Source organism: Gilvibacter sp. SZ-19 (assembly GCF_002163875.1).
Taxonomy (GTDB): Bacteria; Bacteroidota; Bacteroidia; order Flavobacteriales; family Flavobacteriaceae; genus Gilvibacter.
The window spans coordinates 2248242-2264673 of the sequence record NZ_CP019333.1 but is presented as its reverse complement, the minus strand read 5'-3'; the positions used below and the strand labels follow the sequence as shown (position 1 = coordinate 2264673).

The 16432-nt window shown below is 43.0% G+C and carries 18 protein-coding genes; 7 read left to right on the top strand and 11 right to left on the bottom strand.

Annotated elements, in window-relative coordinates; all coding sequences use genetic code 11:
- Positions 1-5: 5 nt before the first annotated feature.
- From BTO09_RS10575 to BTO09_RS10530, 10 genes are all read right to left on the bottom strand, one after another.
- Positions 6-1169, bottom strand: a complete 1164-nt coding sequence (locus BTO09_RS10575) for a sigma-54 dependent transcriptional regulator (RefSeq protein ID WP_087524749.1) — start codon at positions 1167-1169, stop codon at positions 6-8.
- 1 nt (position 1170) lies between these two features.
- Positions 1171-2058 (bottom strand): DUF6268 family outer membrane beta-barrel protein, encoded by an 888-nt coding sequence (locus BTO09_RS10570; RefSeq protein WP_157663489.1) that lies wholly within the window; start codon positions 2056-2058, stop codon positions 1171-1173.
- Entirely contained in the window at positions 2051-2989 is a 939-nt protein-coding gene (locus BTO09_RS10565) for a mechanosensitive ion channel family protein (protein WP_087524747.1), read from the bottom strand. Before BTO09_RS10565 ends, BTO09_RS10570 begins: the two co-directional genes overlap by 8 nt.
- Positions 2974-4287, bottom strand: a complete 1314-nt coding sequence (locus BTO09_RS10560) for an ABC transporter permease (protein ID WP_087524746.1) — start codon at positions 4285-4287, stop codon at positions 2974-2976. The genes BTO09_RS10565 and BTO09_RS10560 overlap by 16 nt, the downstream gene beginning before the upstream one ends.
- A gap of 1 nt (position 4288) precedes the next feature.
- The gene (locus BTO09_RS10555) at positions 4289-5215 is read right to left on the bottom strand and encodes an ABC transporter ATP-binding protein (protein WP_087524745.1); all 927 of its coding nucleotides are present in this window, start codon (positions 5213-5215) and stop codon (positions 4289-4291) included.
- Positions 5216-5452: 237 nt separating this feature from the next.
- A complete protein-coding gene (gene dnaJ, locus BTO09_RS10550) occupies positions 5453-6574 on the bottom strand; it encodes a molecular chaperone DnaJ (RefSeq protein WP_087524744.1) in 1122 nt (373 codons plus the stop codon).
- Positions 6575-6582: 8 nt separating this feature from the next.
- Positions 6583-7143, bottom strand: coding sequence for a nucleotide exchange factor GrpE (locus tag BTO09_RS10545; RefSeq protein WP_087524743.1), 561 nt, complete (start codon positions 7141-7143; stop codon positions 6583-6585).
- A 93-nt stretch (positions 7144-7236) separates the two neighbouring features.
- Positions 7237-8139: a TIGR01777 family oxidoreductase gene (locus tag BTO09_RS10540; RefSeq protein ID WP_087524742.1), complete on the bottom strand. Its 903-nt coding sequence runs from the start codon at positions 8137-8139 to the stop codon at positions 7237-7239.
- Between the two features lie 54 nt (positions 8140-8193).
- Positions 8194-8862, bottom strand: coding sequence for a tRNA (5-methylaminomethyl-2-thiouridine)(34)-methyltransferase MnmD (mnmD, locus tag BTO09_RS10535; RefSeq protein WP_087524741.1), 669 nt, complete (start codon positions 8860-8862; stop codon positions 8194-8196).
- A gap of 3 nt (positions 8863-8865) precedes the next feature.
- Complete coding sequence (locus BTO09_RS10530; RefSeq protein ID WP_087524740.1) at positions 8866-9408, bottom strand: DUF4920 domain-containing protein; 543 nt, start codon at positions 9406-9408, stop codon at positions 8866-8868.
- Positions 9409-9515: 107 nt separating this feature from the next.
- On the opposite strand from BTO09_RS10530, the gene BTO09_RS10525 reads away from it, so the two are divergent.
- Positions 9516-10586: a branched-chain amino acid aminotransferase gene (locus BTO09_RS10525; RefSeq protein ID WP_087524739.1), complete on the top strand. Its 1071-nt coding sequence runs from the start codon at positions 9516-9518 to the stop codon at positions 10584-10586.
- Here BTO09_RS10525 and BTO09_RS10520 read toward each other — a convergent pair.
- Positions 10583-10969 carry a nucleoside triphosphate pyrophosphohydrolase family protein gene (locus BTO09_RS10520; RefSeq protein ID WP_087524738.1) on the bottom strand — a complete coding sequence of 129 codons (387 nt, stop codon included), beginning with the start codon at positions 10967-10969 and terminating at the stop codon, positions 10583-10585. The two genes, BTO09_RS10525 and BTO09_RS10520, sit on opposite strands and share 4 nt — an antisense overlap.
- A 497-nt stretch (positions 10970-11466) precedes the next feature.
- Between BTO09_RS10520 and BTO09_RS10510 the strand changes: the two genes are divergently transcribed.
- The 6 genes from BTO09_RS10510 to BTO09_RS10485 all read left to right on the top strand — a co-directional run bounded on the left by BTO09_RS10510 (position 11467) and on the right by BTO09_RS10485 (position 16403).
- Entirely contained in the window at positions 11467-11790 is a 324-nt protein-coding gene (locus BTO09_RS10510) for a hypothetical protein (protein WP_087524736.1), read from the top strand.
- A 5-nt stretch (positions 11791-11795) separates the two neighbouring features.
- Positions 11796-12905: a hypothetical protein gene (locus BTO09_RS10505; RefSeq protein ID WP_087524735.1), complete on the top strand. Its 1110-nt coding sequence runs from the start codon at positions 11796-11798 to the stop codon at positions 12903-12905.
- An 11-nt stretch (positions 12906-12916) separates the two neighbouring features.
- Entirely contained in the window at positions 12917-13495 is a 579-nt protein-coding gene (locus BTO09_RS10500; protein WP_087524734.1) for a hypothetical protein, read from the top strand.
- Between the two features lie 5 nt (positions 13496-13500).
- Positions 13501-15270, top strand: a complete 1770-nt coding sequence (locus BTO09_RS10495) for a sensor histidine kinase (RefSeq protein ID WP_157663488.1) — start codon at positions 13501-13503, stop codon at positions 15268-15270.
- Positions 15267-15899 carry a response regulator transcription factor gene (locus tag BTO09_RS10490; protein ID WP_087524732.1) on the top strand — a complete coding sequence of 211 codons (633 nt, stop codon included), beginning with the start codon at positions 15267-15269 and terminating at the stop codon, positions 15897-15899. Before BTO09_RS10495 ends, BTO09_RS10490 begins: the two co-directional genes overlap by 4 nt.
- Positions 15900-15980: 81 nt before the next feature.
- A complete protein-coding gene (locus BTO09_RS10485) occupies positions 15981-16403 on the top strand; it encodes a hypothetical protein (protein ID WP_087524731.1) in 423 nt (140 codons plus the stop codon).
- The last annotated feature ends 29 nt before the right edge of the window (positions 16404-16432 follow it).

The following is a 16432-nucleotide window of genomic DNA, read 5'->3' as shown; positions in this document are numbered from 1 at the left end:
ATGCTTTATTTACTGGCAAAGAGACGCACGTCTTCCTCGCTGATGGTTTCTCCGCCTAAGATAATCAATCGTTCCACGACATTGCGCAGTTCGCGAATGTTACCTGTCCAGTCGTAGTCTTTTAACAGCTTTACAGCCTTGTCTTGGAACTTCTTTTGGGCTGTACCTTGTTCTTCGGATATCTTTTTGGTAAAGTAATCCAAGAGCAATGGAATATCGTCTCGGCGATCGTTCAGGGCCGGCACCTTAATTAGAATCACCGCAAGTCGGTGATACAAGTCTTCTCTAAAATTGCCCTCTGCAATTTCGTGTTTTAGGTCTTTGTTGGTTGCGGCTATGACGCGCACGTCAACCTTAATGTCTTTGTCATTACCCACGCGCTGGATCTTGTTCTCTTGCAAGGCGCGCAACACCTTGGCCTGAGCAGAAAGACTCATGTCTCCTACCTCATCCAGAAATATGGTTCCGCCGTTCGCAGCTTCGAACTTCCCTGCGCGGTCCTTGTTAGCAGAAGTAAATGCCCCTTTTACATGCCCGAACAACTCGCTTTCTATAAGTTCACTTGGGATAGCGGCACAGTTAACCTCTATCATAGGGCCTTTGGAGCGATCGCTCTTTTGATGCAGCCAATGCGCAACCAGTTCTTTTCCTGTTCCGTTGGGTCCTGTAATTAAAACACGAGCCTCTGTGGGAGCGACCTTTTCTATCATCTCTTTGATATGCAAAATAGGTTCCGATTCCCCGATCATCTCGTAGTTCTTACTCACCTTCTTTTTAAGTCGGGTGTTTTCTACAACGAGTTCTTTTCTGTCTAAGGCAATGCGAACGGTATTTAAAAGCCTATTCAGGTCTGGTGGTTTTGAGATATAATCAAAAGCTCCTAAACGCATTGTATTTACAGCTGTATCCAGATCTCCGTGCCCAGAGATCATCACTATGGGAGTTTCTGGTTTGAGCTTTTTGGCAGCTTCCAAGACTTCTACTCCATCCATTTTAGGCATCTTAATGTCACAAAGGACCAAGTCAAAGTCTTCCTTTTTAATCATCTCTATCCCGGACAAGCCATCTTCTGCCTCGCTAACTTTATAATCCGCACTTTCTTCGGTAAGTATCTTGGTCAATACTCTGCGGATAGCCGCCTCGTCTTCTATGATCAATATATCCGCCATATCAAATCTTGTATTTTACTCCGGTTCTGAAATAACCGGTATTATTTTCATTGAGATTGAAAACATTATCGCGGTTCTCATCTCTTAATCGTAATTCGTTGTACAAAGTATATGCCGCATAGGCATAGAAGTAAAAATTCTTTGCAAAATTGAATTCATAACCCAGTCCAGAGATTATTTGGGTCATGGAAATATTATCGGCCACAGCTGTGGTTCCGTCTGGGTTGGTCACCACTCTGTTGTTCTGAAGATTAGAAAAGAATCCGTCTAGAGAAATGTAGGCCTGCACACTGTGCTTGTCGTTAAAACTGTGTTTTAAGTTAGTCTTTGGTGTACCTATTGAATAGGACCACTGCGGATGGAACTGCCTGAAGTAATTGATAACCGGCAAGGGAAACGGTCGCCCCTGGTTGGTCGAATACTGTAAGCCGATAACCCAGCGATTGGGTTTTTCCACTTCTTCTGCGGAGCGGTCTCGGATCAGGTAAGCAGCACCGCTAAAACGAACATCGCGGCCTAAAAAATCGGCTCGCTCGAAGTTTGATGCTAATTCAACTCCCGCTCTTGCGCCAAAACGCCAGTCGTTCTTGAACTTAAAGGTATAAGCCATAGTTGCTCTAAACACTTGGAAGGTCTTAGCATCGTTGGCATCGTAAGGTACGGGATCGTCTATATCTAAAGTGATGTGGCGGTATTCAAATCCGGGGATCAAATAACTGCCTTCCCAAGACAAAGGGATAGGAAAATTAATAAAAGATCGGAATCTCGAAATGGAATTGTCACTGTCTACCTGTGGAATACGGGTCCATTCTACACGCATCAGATCTGTGGTCTGTCCCAGACAACATCCGCAGAAAATAAGGGTAAAGAAGAGCAGTATATTACGCATCGGCCTCCCCTCGAGTTTCCGGTTGTATCATGGTTCTTATATGCAGGTCGCGTTGCGGGAACGGGATACTTACGTTGTTATCTCTAAAGGCTTGATCGATCTTAAAACGCACATTACTCTTGGTAAGCGGATCTGCAAAACTGTCCGTAACATAGAACATTACCGTAAAGATCAAAGCCGAGTCACCAAAGTCCTGAAACAACACTCTAGGGATAGGTCGCTTCAAGATACCAGGTTCGCTCTTTACACATTCCAAAAGCAACTTCTCTACCAAGCGGGTGTCACTACCATAAGCAACCCCAACGGTAACACTTTCTCGTGTCATTTTGTGGTTCTGGGTGTAGTTGTAAACCGTGTCGCTTATAAACTTGTGGTTGGGGATAATGATGACCTTGTCGTCTCTGGTAATACATCGCGTGGTTCGCAAGCGAATCTCTAAAACCTTACCAACCTTGCCCTCTATTTCAATGATATCACCTACCAGCAAGGATTTGTCAACTATAATAAAGATTCCACCGATAATGTCTTGGAATAACTCTTGCAAGGCTAGACCTAAACCAACAAAAAGTGCTGCGGAAGCCGTTAGCAATACGGTGACATTTATTCCTGCTGCGTTCATGGTCAGCAATATGACCAGCAGATAAATCAAATACTTGAGAAACTTGAAGATACTTACGAACTTCAACCTGTTCTCTTCTTCCATGCGACGGGTGAGCCACTTTCTGATCAGATTGAGCACAAAGCCCGAGATCATTATAGCCACAACCAAAGTGAGCATCAGTCCAATGGTAAGGTGGATTTGTTTGTCACCTTCACCAAAATGAAAACCTCTATCCAGAAAATCCCGAATAGAGGTCCATATACTTTTACCGATCTCTGAGGCCTCTTCGGCCAAAGTTTCGTCTTGTATTAGCGCTAGTATTTTAACCATTTGAACAATTCCTTATAACTGGCCTTTTTACCGTACATCAAGATACCGACGCGGTATATTTTTGCGGCCACCCATACTGTGCCTATAAAAGTAGCAAATAAAATCACTACTGATAGTATTTGTTGCCAGATTGGGACTCCAAACGGAATACGCATCAGCATCACCACTGGAGAGGTTAAAGGAATGAATGAAAACACTTGAGAAACAGTCCCGTGCGGATTTTCGATCACAGTGAAAACCCCAACATAAACCGCCAAAATTAGTGGCATAAGAATAGGCAGCATGAATTGCTGGGTATCTGTCTCATTGTCTACAGCGGCACCAATAGCGGCATAGAGCGAAGCGTACATCAAATATCCGCCTAAAAAGAACAAGATAAACATGATCACCAAGTTCAGTAAAGGTAAGGAATTGATCTCGTTGACCAAGCCAACCATTTCGCTTTGTGCTTCTGGATTGTCTTGCATTTGTTGTACCATCTCTGTTTGGGCGGATTGCGCCTGAGCAGGATCAATGTCTAACATGGCCGATCCTACCGAAAGAAACACCCCGAGTAAGATCACCCAAACGGCAAATTGCGTAATACCAGCCAAAGAAGTCCCGAATATCTTTCCGAGCAACAACTGAATTGGTTTAACCGAAGAGATGATCACTTCTATGATACGGCTGGTCTTTTCTTCTATTACGGATCGCATGATCATATTCCCATAAATGATAATGAACATGAACAGCAGGTATCCGGCTATCCCTCCAAAGGCCAATTTTACTACAGAGCCCATTTTAGAGGTCTCCTCGCCTTTAAAAGTTTCTAAATTGGTCCGAACTCTAACCCTCAGATCTCTGATCTTCGCGGCGTCCATACCTGCTTCTGCCAAACGGGAGTCTGTAGCCAAACTACCAATACGGTCCTCGATCCTATCGATCAGTAAGAGCGAAGGAGAATCCGCAGAATAAAAGGTCACCTGATCGGCCATTTGCTCGTAAGAATCAACCTTGGGAATGTAAAGCAGTCCGTATTGCTCGGCGCGCTCTACCTTTACTTTAGCGGAGTCCAGACTTATCCCAGTGAGGATCTCGTATTTTGTGTTCTCCGTGTTCTCGAATTTGTCAATGAACAAGCCCGTTTCGTCCAAAATGGCGATGGTTTTGCTGCTCTCGTTATTGAGTTGCGACAAATAGGCCACAACAAAGATCAGCGCCACCATGATCAGCGGGCTTAAAAAGGTCATGACAATAAAGCTCTTGTTCTTTACCTTATTGAGGTATTCGCGTTTTATAATGAGTGGAAGATGGTTCATCTTAGCTGTTTTTTATCGTTTGAATAAAAATGTCGTTGGCACTAGGAACTACCTCCACAAAATGAGTTAGTTGTCCTTTTGTGCTCAGGTACTGGATAAGATCGTTGGCAGATCCGTTATCTCCCAGTTTGATGTTACACATCAGCTCGTCATTAATGCTCTTGAATTGGGCAGGAGAAACTGAAAACTTGCTCTCCAATTCCTTGAGCACTGCTTCTTCATTTGGCGTCATCAATCCCACCTCAAAGGTGTTGGTTTTGTTCGCTCTTTTAATGTCGATGAGTTTTCCGTCTAGGATCTTGTTGGACTGATGGATCAGTGCAATATGATCACACATCTCCTCTACGGATTCCATACGGTGCGTAGAAAAGATAATGGTCGCACCATTGTCGCGCAGACGCAGGATCTCATCTTTAATGAGGGTCGCATTGATCGGGTCAAAACCGCTAAAGGGTTCGTCAAAGATCAAGAGCTTAGGTTCGTGTAGCACTGTAACCACAAATTGGATCTTCTGCGCCATTCCCTTAGAGAGTTCTTGGATCTTTTTGTTCCACCAATCGCCTATCTCCAAGCGCTCAAACCACATGCGAAGTCGTTTCTTGGCTTCGGTTTTGTCCAAGCCTTTCAATTGGGCCAAATACAGCGCTTGCTCTCCCACTTTCATGGATTTGTAAAGCCCGCGTTCTTCGGGTAAATACCCGATGTCTTTAATGTGATCGGGGCGCAGCGGTTCTCCATCTAGCAATACGCTCCCGGTATCGGGCATAGTGATCTGATTAATGATTCGGATAAAGGTAGTTTTTCCGGCTCCGTTGGGTCCAAGTAGTCCAAAAACGCTGCCCGTGGGCACGCTGATAGACACCTGGTTGAGGGCAGTATATTCACCAAATTTCTTGGTTACACTGTCTGCAACTAGCAAATCATTCATAAGGTACGTTGAAGTTTTTTTAGTTATGTCCTAGCAGGCGGTTAGCTCGCATAGACAACAAAGTTAGTACAAATCAAATTGGATTTGTTACAATTCAAAATGGCCTAAAAAATAAAACCCACCCTTGACTGTGATCAAGGATGGGAAAAAAATTGCTATGAAAAAGAAAAATTATCACTAGAAAGGAATCTAGTAATAGTCAAATATATAAAAATAATTTTAATAAGCTCGGTTCCCCTAAGAGAACATGTCTTTCACCTTCTCGAAAAAGGATTTGTCTTCCTTTTCGGGCTTTGGCTGGAAGTGCTCATCGCTGCTCATACGCTCAAAGAAGTCCTTTTGCTCCTTAGAAAGCGTGCGCGGTGTCCACACATTCACATGCACCAAAAGATCGCCTTTTCCGTAGCCGTTTAGGTTAGGAATTCCCTTGCCTCTTAAACGCAAGATCTTTCCACTTTGCACTCCGGATTCGATCTTGATACGAACTTTTCCACTTACGGTTTCTATCTCTTTGGAAGTACCCAAAGCAGCCTCAGAAAAACTGATGTAGAGGTCGTAATGTAAATTATCACCTTCACGCTGCAAGAACTCATGTGGCTTCTCGGTAATGGCCACTAAAAGATCTCCTGGAATTCCGTTACCAGGCGCATCATTTCCTTTACCACTCACTTTGAGTTGCATGCCGTCTTCTACCCCAGCCGGTATCTTGATAGATACTGTTTCTTCTGTAGCTATCATTCCTTGAGCGTCTGCGTTGGCAGGCTTTTTATCGATAACCTGACCGCTACCTCCACAGGTGGAACAAGTGGTAGCCGTTTGCATACGGCCTAATATGGTATTTTGAATTCGGGTAACTTGACCTTGACCATTACAAGTACTACAGGTAGAAAAAGTAGTTCCTTGGGCCATTTTCTTACGCTTGACCTTGATCTTCTTCTCAACACCTGAGGCGATCTCCTCCAGGGTCAAGCTCACTCGAATGCGCAGGTCACTTCCTTTAAGTCTGCGACCACCTCCGCCAAATCCGCCGAAACCACCAAATCCGCCGCCGCCAAAAGCGCCGCCAAAAATGTCTCCGAACTGGCTGAAGATGTCATCCATATTCATACCACCGCCAGCACCTCCAAAACCTCCGCCTTGGAATGCTTGATGTCCGAACTGATCGTACTGCTGACGTTTCTGCGGATCGCTTAAAACCTCATAAGCCTCTGCAGCCTTTTTGAACATCTCCTCCGCCTTGGCATCGCCAGGATTCTTATCGGGGTGATATTCAATGGCTTTTTTGCGATAGGCCTTTTTGATCTCTGCTGCCGAAGCGCTTTTGTCTATGCCTAATATTTCGTAAAAATCTTCTTTCACTGTCTTAATTATTGCTGCCCAATGACCACTTTTGGATATCTGATGATCTTCTCACCCAAAGTATAGCCTTTTTCAATCACATCGATGATCTTGCCCTTCATGTCCTCTGTAGGTGCAGGGATCTGGGTAACAGCCTCATGCAGATCTGCATCGAAGGTAGTTCCCGCTTCGATCTCAATGGCTTGTAGGCCTTTGTTCTTAAGGGTCTCTTTCAGCTTGTTGTGGATCAGGGTCACACCTTCATAGAGTCCGTCGTCCTCTGCACGTTGAATCTCCTTCAAGGCGCGGTCAAAATCGTCCAAAACAGGCAATAAGGACTGCATTACCTCTTCGCCTGCTGTCTTAAAAAGCTCGATACGCTCTCGGCTCGTGCGCTTCTTAAAGTTTTCAAACTCCGCAAAGAGTCTTAAGAACTTGTCTTTTTCTTCTTGCAGTTCGCGCTGGGCTTGCTCCAATGCTGATTCTTTGGGAGCTTCTTGCTCCTCTTTCTGATCTACGGCAACCTCTTGATCGAGTAACTGATCTAGTTCGTCGCTGCTGTTGTTTTTATTCTTGTCTTTCTTGCTCATGGCAAAAACGCTTGTTTTTTAGGTCGATTTACAGCGTGCAAAAGTACTGCCATTGTTTTAAAAATGTCAAAATGTCACCAATAAATTGTCTGTCTACAGCAAATTTGACAAGGCCGTCGCAATATCTGAATATGCAAATGTATAGCCGGCCTTCTCAATTTTTTCAGAACTGACCTGCTGTCCTTCTAGAACCAAGTTGGCGCGCTCCCCCATAGCAATCTTTAAAACAAAACCGGGAACAGCTGGCAGGATGATCTTTTTGCCTAAGGATTCAGCGACCGCGTAGGTAAGTTCTTTGTTTGTGACAGGTTTGGGAGCAACCCCATTGTAGACCCCACTAAGGCCATACTGAATCAAGTGGAGATAAATCCCGCTAATGTCCTTTAAATGTATCCACGAAAACCATTGGTCTCCACTGCCAAGAGCGGCGCCTACGCCCAATTTAACAGGCTTCACTATTTGCGGTAATGCGCCTTGATCGGCATCTAAAACTACCGCAGTTCGAAGTTTAGCCACTTTTATTCCCAACGCCTCTAACCTATCCGCAGCAGCTTCCCACTTGACTACCACCTCTCCCAAGAAATTATCGGCAACAGCAGCATCGGACTCCTTATAATTGGCCGTTAAACTGTGTGGATATATACTTATACCAGAAGCGCTGATAAAATGATTCACCTTGTGCGGATTGTTCTTTAGGGTATCCTCTAATAGCCGCATGGTTTGAATTCGAGAATCCAAGATCTCTTGACGGTAAGCTTTTGTCCAGGGCTCAGAGATCGGAGCGCCGACCAAATGAACAATGGTGTCAACTCCTTCAATACATCCAGGATCTATTTCTTGTTTATCCGGATTCCAAAGAAAACCTCGGTGATTATCTTCTTGCTTTAAGGCTGCCGATCGGGTGGTAAGAAAATGAACTTTATGCCCTGCTTGGTGCAGATCTGCGGTGAGTTGCGTTCCAATTAGGCCCGTTGCCCCAGTGATTAAAACCGTCATGCTTTTTATTTACAAAAATACGCATAAGCGAGCTTTCTATTTCTGAAACTTATCTTAAGGCTTTGTGGCTCTGAGCATATGCCTTTTTCCAGGAGGACCATCGAGACGCTCTACGGTATAACCCAGAGCCTGCAGATCTCTCCGCACATCGCCCTTGGCACAATAACTGACCCAAACCCCACCTGGTTTCAGGGCCTCATAGGTCTTTGACAAGAGTTCGCGCTGCCAGAGTTCCGGTTGAACCCGCGGACCAAAGGCATCGAAGTAGATCAGGTCATACTCTTTAGATGCAGTCAATTGGTCAAAGGTGATCTGTCTTTTTAGGAGTGTAAACTTCGGATCGACCGCAAAAGGTTCTTCCCAAGGGCCTTGGTGCATGGCCTCGAAATCTGAAGGCGACATAGATAGCATCTCGGAATAATGCATGGCTTGCCACTCGGCTTGTTGCACCGGAAAAGCCTCTAGGCCGGTATATTCTATTTTGATCTGATGCTGGCGGGCATAACCCAAAGTCAAAAGTGCATTAAGGCCGGTTCCGAATCCAAACTCCAAAACGGATAAACTAGAAATGGACCCCGAGGCAAGCTTGTGCTGGAGTCCATTTTGTATGAATACGTGTTTTGCCTCTGCAATGGCCCCGTGCTTGGAATGATATTGTTCATCCCAATCGGGCAATTGTATGGTCCAGGAACCGTCGCCAGTTTGGATCAGTTCCCTTTTCACGAATTATTCCTGAGGATTAGAGTCTTTTGCTGTTGCCGCTTCTTGTTCTGGCAGTAAAACTCCGCTAGAAACAATGGCCAAAGACTTTTTAGGTTCGGTGATCGCAGCAATCTCTTCTGGAGATTTACCGTCGTCTTCTGCGTAGTGTTTAAGGTCTTCGACACTAACTTCCTCGATAAAAGCAACGCCTTCTATGATAGCTTCTTGACCTGCTATGTCTAAGGGCATAAAGAAACCGTAATCCTTGAAACGAACCATGGACTCTTCGCCAGCTATGTCAACCTTCATCCAGCAACCTTTCTTTTGGCAAACGGCGTTTACCTTAGAAGAGAATTTAACAGGGACAGTATCTCCCACTTTAAGAGACTTGGTGTACTCCGCTAAGGCTTCTGGTGTCATTACTTCGGAAACAGCCACTGGCGCTCCAAAAGTCTGAAAGCTTTGTTTTACCTCTTCTACGGCAATTGTGGCATCTTCTTTAGATACTTCTTGTTTACAACTAACTAGTGCGGTAGCTAGTGCGATTACAACAAACAGATTTCGCATTGTTTTTTGATTTAATGATAAGCAAATAATATACTGCAATTTTATGAATTATTTAGATTTTATGTGGTGGTTTTTTTGGCTAATTTTGCACTTTAAACGATCCTTACATGCAGCTTACACCTTCTAAATCGCTAGAAATTACCCAAGTTTCTGAGTCTAAAATCGATCAGGTTGATTTTCAAAACCTTGTATTTGGACGCGCATTCACAGATCATATGTTCGAATGTGATTTTATAGATGGAAGTTGGCAAAATCCTAAGATCAAACCTTACGGACCATTGAGTATAGAGCCAGCGGCCAAAGTGTTTCACTACGGGCAAGCGGTTTTTGAAGGAATGAAAGCGTACAAGGACGAAGCGGGTAAGGTATTTCTCTTTAGGCCAGAGGAGAACTTTAAGCGCATCAACAAATCGTCTAAGCGAATGGCGATCCCGGAATTTCCAAAAGAATTTTTTTTCGAAGGACTAGAGACCTTACTGCGTTTAGACAATGCATGGATCAAACCAGGATTAGGAAATTCTCTATACATAAGACCCTTTGTGATCGCTACTCAGAATGGAGTGTCCGCCTCTCCTTCTGATCAATATAAATTCATGATCATACTTTCACCTGCCCAAGCTTATTACTCTGGGTCGGTAAAAGTGGTCATAGCCGAACACTACAGCCGCGCCGCAGATGGCGGTGTAGGAGCAGCCAAAGCCGCAGGAAACTACGGAGCTCAGTTCTACCCTACCAACCTGGCCAAGGACTTAGGCTACCAACAAGTGATCTGGACAGATTCTAAAGAGCACAAATATTTAGAAGAAGCAGGAACCATGAACGTTTTCTTCCGAATAGGCGACAGCTTACTTACTGCACCAACCAACGATCGTATCTTAGATGGAGTTACTCGTAAAAGTGTGATCCAAATTGCAAAAGACGCTGGAGTTGACGTACAGGTCCGCCGTGTAGAAGTGGACGAACTGGTGGCAGCGGCCAAAGATGGAAGTTTGAGAGAGATCTTCGGAGCTGGAACTGCAGCAGTGATCAGTCCTGTAAGTGCCTTTAGCTATAAGGGAGAAGAATACGCGATCCCATCCGCAGAAGACAGCTACGCCAAACGCTTTAAAACTGCCTTAATGGAGATCCAGCACAATTTGGCCGAAGACCCATACGGTTGGCGCTACGCTGTTAACTAAGCCTTAAGAATTTCTGCTATATTGGGTTTAAAATAATTAGGCCCTTTAAGCACCTTTCCATCTTCGCGATAGATGGGTTTCCCGTCGGCGCCCAGTTTGCTCATATTACTGCGTTGTATCTCCGCAAAGACCTCTTCTATTTTGTGTTGTAAACCGTGCTCTATAATGGTTCCGCATAAGATGTAAAGCATGTCGCCCAAGGCATCGGCTACCTCAACGAGATCTCCGCTGTTTGCAGCTTCCAGATACTCTTCGTTCTCTTCGCGCATGAGTTTATAGCGCAACAAGTGTTTGTCTTCGCCCAAGTGGGCTTTGGGAGATTTAAGACTGTCTAAGCCAAAAGCATCGTGAAAAGCCTGAACGGCAGCAATTTTATCTTGCATAATGTGGGTTCTAAGTTGTAATTTTGCAGATATAAATCTACAAAGATGTTCACGACCGGGCGTATCGTTTTTATAAGTTTTTTTGTGCTTGCTTTTGTTGGGGCCATGATATGGGCTTATCGCAAAGACAAAAACCTTCACCTAAAACAGTACAAAGGGGCTAAGTGGATCTTGTTGGGATTCATCCTTTTCCTACTCGCCCTACTAGGGCTTAAACAGGTACTAAACCTGTAATATTAAGCCACTTCTATAACAAATATATTGAGGATTGCAAATTGGAATTTTAACATTTGCAGCCTAACTTTTGGAATTATACCCGGTATTGGGTATAGATTCACCCCCACGCTTTAACCATATTTGAAATATGCAATTAGCACAAACAAATCTGATTCTCTGCGCGTCTGAGACAAAAAGAATTTTTGTGCAAAAGCGACGCGGTTGATCGGAACAGCTAATTATTGTTTGCTCGATTGACGGCATTTAAAACTCTGAAGAGGATGAAACTATTAAACAATCCTGTAGTTAAAGAGGTAATACCGCATACCGTACTGTTCTTTGCGGGCATAGCTACCTTAATCTACTGCTACAAAGTGGCAGGCAAACTACCTGCAACACCACATGAAGAACAATTACACATCTTGCGCATTTTTGTTGCCTTTGGAGCGGCAGCAATTTCTATTGCGCTTCCTGGATTTATAGAAGTAGGCAACAACGCCCTGAAATCCGCAGAGGCGAAATCGACCATGAATTTAAACGTAAAAGCAGGCGGAGCCTTGGCCATTTTTGTATTGGTCTATTTTGCTGCGCCGGTTGGGGGATAAAGAAGATGTACTATATCCAAGATAAAAGCATTGCCGACGAAGTTTTAGACTTAAACTACCGTTACTTTTTCAGTTTAATTAAAGATACTGTGTATGTTGCTGTAGTTGCCAAAAATGATGATCCTAAAAGTAATTTATGGGGAATTGAGGTTGGATTTAAAAAAGGAAGAGGTATTGGTGTTGGCTTAATTCCTTTTGACTGGGATCAAAAGGGTAAATCTCCAAATAAAGGCAACTTAGTTGATTCTATCGTCAATGATATTTTTGATAGACTTAAGGACAGAGAAAACCCTGATAAAGGAATTAATTTTCGGGAGGTCGATCATTTCAAACTACATTGTTTTTTAAGCGATGATGATCAAGCTAGAATAACTCACAATGTTATTAGGCCTGCAGCATCTGGTTGTGCAATTGGACCGGGTAACATTTACAAAATGGGTACTTTAGGCGCCGTAGTACAATTAAAATTTAGAGTTCACAATAATAATCAAGATGCCAGTACAAGGCATTCACAAGAGGCATTCAATAAACAATATTTTATAATGTCGAATTATCATGTTTTGGTTAAGAACTATCGAAAACTTGGCAAATCAAATTTAATTCATCAACCAAAAGACCAATACCAGAAAAGAACTACGTTCAAGAATGTTTTAGGTGAAGTAGAATACGGCAAGTTCAACAACTTTGTTGATGTTGCTTTTGCTCGAGTCCACAATCCTGATGAAGTGGTTTTCGGAAATATTTGGAATAGTCAAAAAATAAATGGACATAGATCACCAATAATTGGTGAAGAAGTTTATTTCCACGGAAAAACCACATACCATCGTAGCGGGTCTATTAGATCAGATAATGCTTATGTAAATCATAAAAACCCGTATTCTGGTGAACCAATGTCGCTTCAAAAACAAATTCTTACCACTGCTGTAAGTGAAGATGGCGATTCTGGAAGTTTGTTAATCGCTAAGGAAGATAATGCTGCCGTTGGTCTTATAATTGGAGGAGACGATAAGCATTTCTCGATAGCAAATTCGATGAAAACTATCTTTAGTCCAAATACATATTTTGAGTCTCAGCGCCGTCATGATAGAATCTCTTTTGAATTGTTTAATATCTAACTCTATATACCATGTCACAACCTTGTCAACAGAGTCATGTTAAAGTAATTAACGGGACTCAAAGCACTTACAACATCGCGAAAGGTGATGGAACCATAATGCGATTTAATGTACGCGCCGAGTTTTCTAATTGGAAAACTCAAAATAATAAAGATTATGCCCGAAGCATTGAAGTTGAATTGTTTAATATTTCATTTGGTGATTTATACTATTTATCGAAAGTTCGATATTGTTCGGATTGTCATACATTTGAAATCCATGTCGAAAAAATAGCAAACCCGGCCAATGTGAAACTCACTTATGAGTATCGAGACGCAATAACTGAAGGGTTCGATCTCACAGGTGATAGTAATGGAAATTGTGGAGATGATCGGGATGTTAAAATCATCATTTACAACAATGACCCTTCCCATGAAGATAACTTTTACAACACTTGTTGCGAATATGATCCACCAATAGCATCAAATGAGCCGTTAAATTATCCATTTGATGAGAGTGTAAAAGATGGAAAAGGTGATTTTGAAAACTTAACTAGTGGATTTAATCCAGACACGGCAAACGGCAACATTCTTGTCGGTAAAAAACAATAAGTGGATTGAACAAACTGCTATCATACATCTTTGTCTTATGGAGCGCTGTTGGCTTATGCCAAGAACTCGATATTAATAAAGGACTTGAATATATGCGCGATGGGCTCTATGTAGAGGCCATTGCGCATTTTCAAACCTTGGACACTGTGACATCGTCTTTAGAACAACAAGCATTATGGTCTTTTTATTTAGCCGATGCCTACAATTCTGATGATAAACAAGATAAAGCTTATGAACTGATGCTACACGCCAAGGAGTTATTCAAAAAGCTAGATGCTCCCAAAGATGTCAACGATTGTAATCTGATGCTGCTTCGAATTAGAAGTCATCAAAACGATATTATTCTCGACAACTCACCCATTTTAGCCGAGATTCAAGAATATGTAGACACCTATCAGGATGCGGATCCTAAAATAAAGTTTAGCGTATTTCTCTCTATCGGATCTGGATATTCGGACGCGAAACTTTACGACAAAGCAATAGCTGTATTTGAAGAAAGTTTAACCCTGTCAACTCAATTAAATGATTCTGCACAAATGTCTTATGACAATATGAACATAGGTGCTATGTATCAATCCAAAGGCGAAAATGTCAATGCTTTAAAAAAGGCGAATATTGCTTTGCCATATTTATTAAAAATCAAGGACACCAATAGCATCGCCGCTAATTACAATAATCAGGCAAGAGCCTATGACAGTCTAGGAAACTACCCAGAAGCTATTAGACTATACTTAAAGGCAGACAGTATAAACTTAAGAGAGAACCCACGCAAAACCAAAGCGATCTTTTACGAGAACATTGGTAAGCTCTATCAAAAGATCAATAATTACGAAAAAGCCTTAGAGTATTTAAACAAATCTTACGAACTAACCGAAGAGACCGATGATCGCTTACAAAGCCTAAAGATAAGTGTGGCTGATACTCGCTCATTGTTGGCAGAAGAAAAAGCCGAACGCATCATCCAACAACAAAAATCCTCCCGCAACAAAAACATAGCCTTTGGGCTTGGAGGAACCTTGTTTTTGGGAAGCATCATCGCTTTTCTGGTGTATCGGAACACCAAGCGAAAGCAACGTATCGCCGAGCAAGAAAAAGAGATCGAGGTGCAAAAGACAGAGAAGATCCTCAAGGAACAAGAGCTCAATACCATAGACGCCATGATCGCGGGGCAAGAAAAAGAACGCCAACGCCTGGCAAGTGATCTGCACGACAGTGTAGGCGCTACCCTCTCCGCAGCAAAAATGCAATTCGAGCACTTAAAAAAACATCGAGGCAGCCTCAACAATGAAGATGAACTCTACGACAGAACCCAGCTGCTTTTGGAAGAAGCTTATACTGAGGTCAGAGCCATGGCACATGCAAAAAATAGTGGGGTGATCGCTAAGAACGGCCTCTTACCTGCCGTGAACAAACTGGCTCAAAACGCATCGGCAACCGGGAAAATCCAAATAGAAGTACAAGACTACGGCTTGGATCAGCGTTTGGAAGGATCCTTAGAGATAGCTGTTTTTAGAATAATACAAGAACTGGTAACTAACATCATTAAACATGCCGAGGCAACCGAGGCCAGTATCTCACTCACACAACACGAAGATGCTATAAACGTGGTGGTGGAAGACAACGGCAAAGGATTCAAAGCTGGCAAATTGAGCAACAACTCGGGCGGAATGGGCCTTGGAAGTATAGAAAAGCGTGTGGAACATATGGAAGGCCAAATGGAGGTAGACAGCACGCCAGGAAAAGGAACCAGTGTAATTATCGATATACCCTTATGATACGTGTAGCTATAGCAGAAGACCATCAGTCACTAATTGACGGCATTAATCTCTTACTCAAATACGAGCAAGACATAAGCATAATAGGCATGGTCAATGATGGCGAAGCCTTAGTGGATTTGGTTAAACTCAAAGAACCCCATGTGGTGCTTACCGATATTAAAATGCCCAAGATGGACGGCATAACCGCTTGTAAATACATCTTAAAGGAGAAACCCCATACTAAAGTGATTGCTTTTTCCATGTTCGATGATCAAGGTGCGGTACGAGATATGATCGCGGCGGGCGCCAAAGGTTATTTGCTTAAGAACTCGCCTTTAGAAGATGTACTCACTGCAATCAAAGAGGTGTATCAAGGTGCCACCTATTACGACAAGTCCATAGATGTGGAAGCGGTTAATAATCCGGATAATCACGCCCCTAAAAAGAGTGTATTATCAAAAAGTGAGCGCGAGATCTTGCGATTGATCGGCGAGGGCAAGTCCTCAAGTGAGATAGCGGAGATCCGCTTTAACTCGGTCTCTACCATAGAAAAGCACCGCAAGAATATGATACGTAAACTCGGGCTATCCGGCAAAGGAGAACTGCTGCGCTACGCCATTGAGACCAAATACAACTTCGATACCTAAATCATAGAATTTATACCCATCAAGGGGTATAAAACCAATTAATAGAATCCTTTAATATTGTAAAAATCAAATTCAAACATCATGTACAAACTAACACTCCTCACCCTTTTAGGATTTTTCCTTTTCACTGCAAACACCAACGCCCAAAGTCGAGACTTTGACGGAATTTGGTCCGGAACATTAACCACTTCAAATGGCGACGACAGCGAGCTAACGCTGTATATAGAAGATAATAATGTCTATTCGGTTTATATCGACGAAGACGGAGACCGCGCCAAATACAAAATGAACGAGGTGATCTGGTCTAAAGGTTACGGCGAGCAAATCAGTTTTGTTTGGATGAACAAAGGCGGGGTTTGGACAGAGACCCAGATGTATTCTATTGTATGGTTAGACAGCGATAGAATCTCTGTGTATCACCTGCGTCACGTAAGCAACGAAGACGAATACGACACCAATACCGATTGGGGTTATACGTCAAAAGGTATCCTCAGAAAAGAGTAACCACACTTTAAAACATAAAAAAACCTCCC

Coding starts and splice junctions, on each gene's coding strand:
- BTO09_RS10575 (WP_087524749.1), bottom strand. CDS start 1,169: ATGGCGGATATATTGATCATAGAAGACGAGGCGGCTATCCGCAGAGTA.
- BTO09_RS10570 (WP_157663489.1), bottom strand. CDS start 2,058: ATGCGTAATATACTGCTCTTCTTTACCCTTATTTTCTGCGGATGTTGT.
- BTO09_RS10565 (WP_087524747.1), bottom strand. CDS start 2,989: ATGGTTAAAATACTAGCGCTAATACAAGACGAAACTTTGGCCGAAGAG.
- BTO09_RS10560 (WP_087524746.1), bottom strand. CDS start 4,287: ATGAACCATCTTCCACTCATTATAAAACGCGAATACCTCAATAAGGTA.
- BTO09_RS10555 (WP_087524745.1), bottom strand. CDS start 5,215: ATGAATGATTTGCTAGTTGCAGACAGTGTAACCAAGAAATTTGGTGAA.
- BTO09_RS10545 (WP_087524743.1), bottom strand. CDS start 7,143: ATGAGCAAGAAAGACAAGAATAAAAACAACAGCAGCGACGAACTAGAT.
- BTO09_RS10540 (WP_087524742.1), bottom strand. CDS start 8,139: ATGACGGTTTTAATCACTGGGGCAACGGGCCTAATTGGAACGCAACTC.
- BTO09_RS10530 (WP_087524740.1), bottom strand. CDS start 9,408: ATGCGAAATCTGTTTGTTGTAATCGCACTAGCTACCGCACTAGTTAGT.
- BTO09_RS10525 (WP_087524739.1), top strand. CDS start 9,516: ATGCAGCTTACACCTTCTAAATCGCTAGAAATTACCCAAGTTTCTGAG.
- BTO09_RS10520 (WP_087524738.1), bottom strand. CDS start 10,969: ATGCAAGATAAAATTGCTGCCGTTCAGGCTTTTCACGATGCTTTTGGC.
- BTO09_RS10510 (WP_087524736.1), top strand. CDS start 11,467: ATGAAACTATTAAACAATCCTGTAGTTAAAGAGGTAATACCGCATACC.
- BTO09_RS10505 (WP_087524735.1), top strand. CDS start 11,796: ATGTACTATATCCAAGATAAAAGCATTGCCGACGAAGTTTTAGACTTA.
- BTO09_RS10500 (WP_087524734.1), top strand. CDS start 12,917: ATGTCACAACCTTGTCAACAGAGTCATGTTAAAGTAATTAACGGGACT.
- BTO09_RS10490 (WP_087524732.1), top strand. CDS start 15,267: ATGATACGTGTAGCTATAGCAGAAGACCATCAGTCACTAATTGACGGC.
- BTO09_RS10485 (WP_087524731.1), top strand. CDS start 15,981: ATGTACAAACTAACACTCCTCACCCTTTTAGGATTTTTCCTTTTCACT.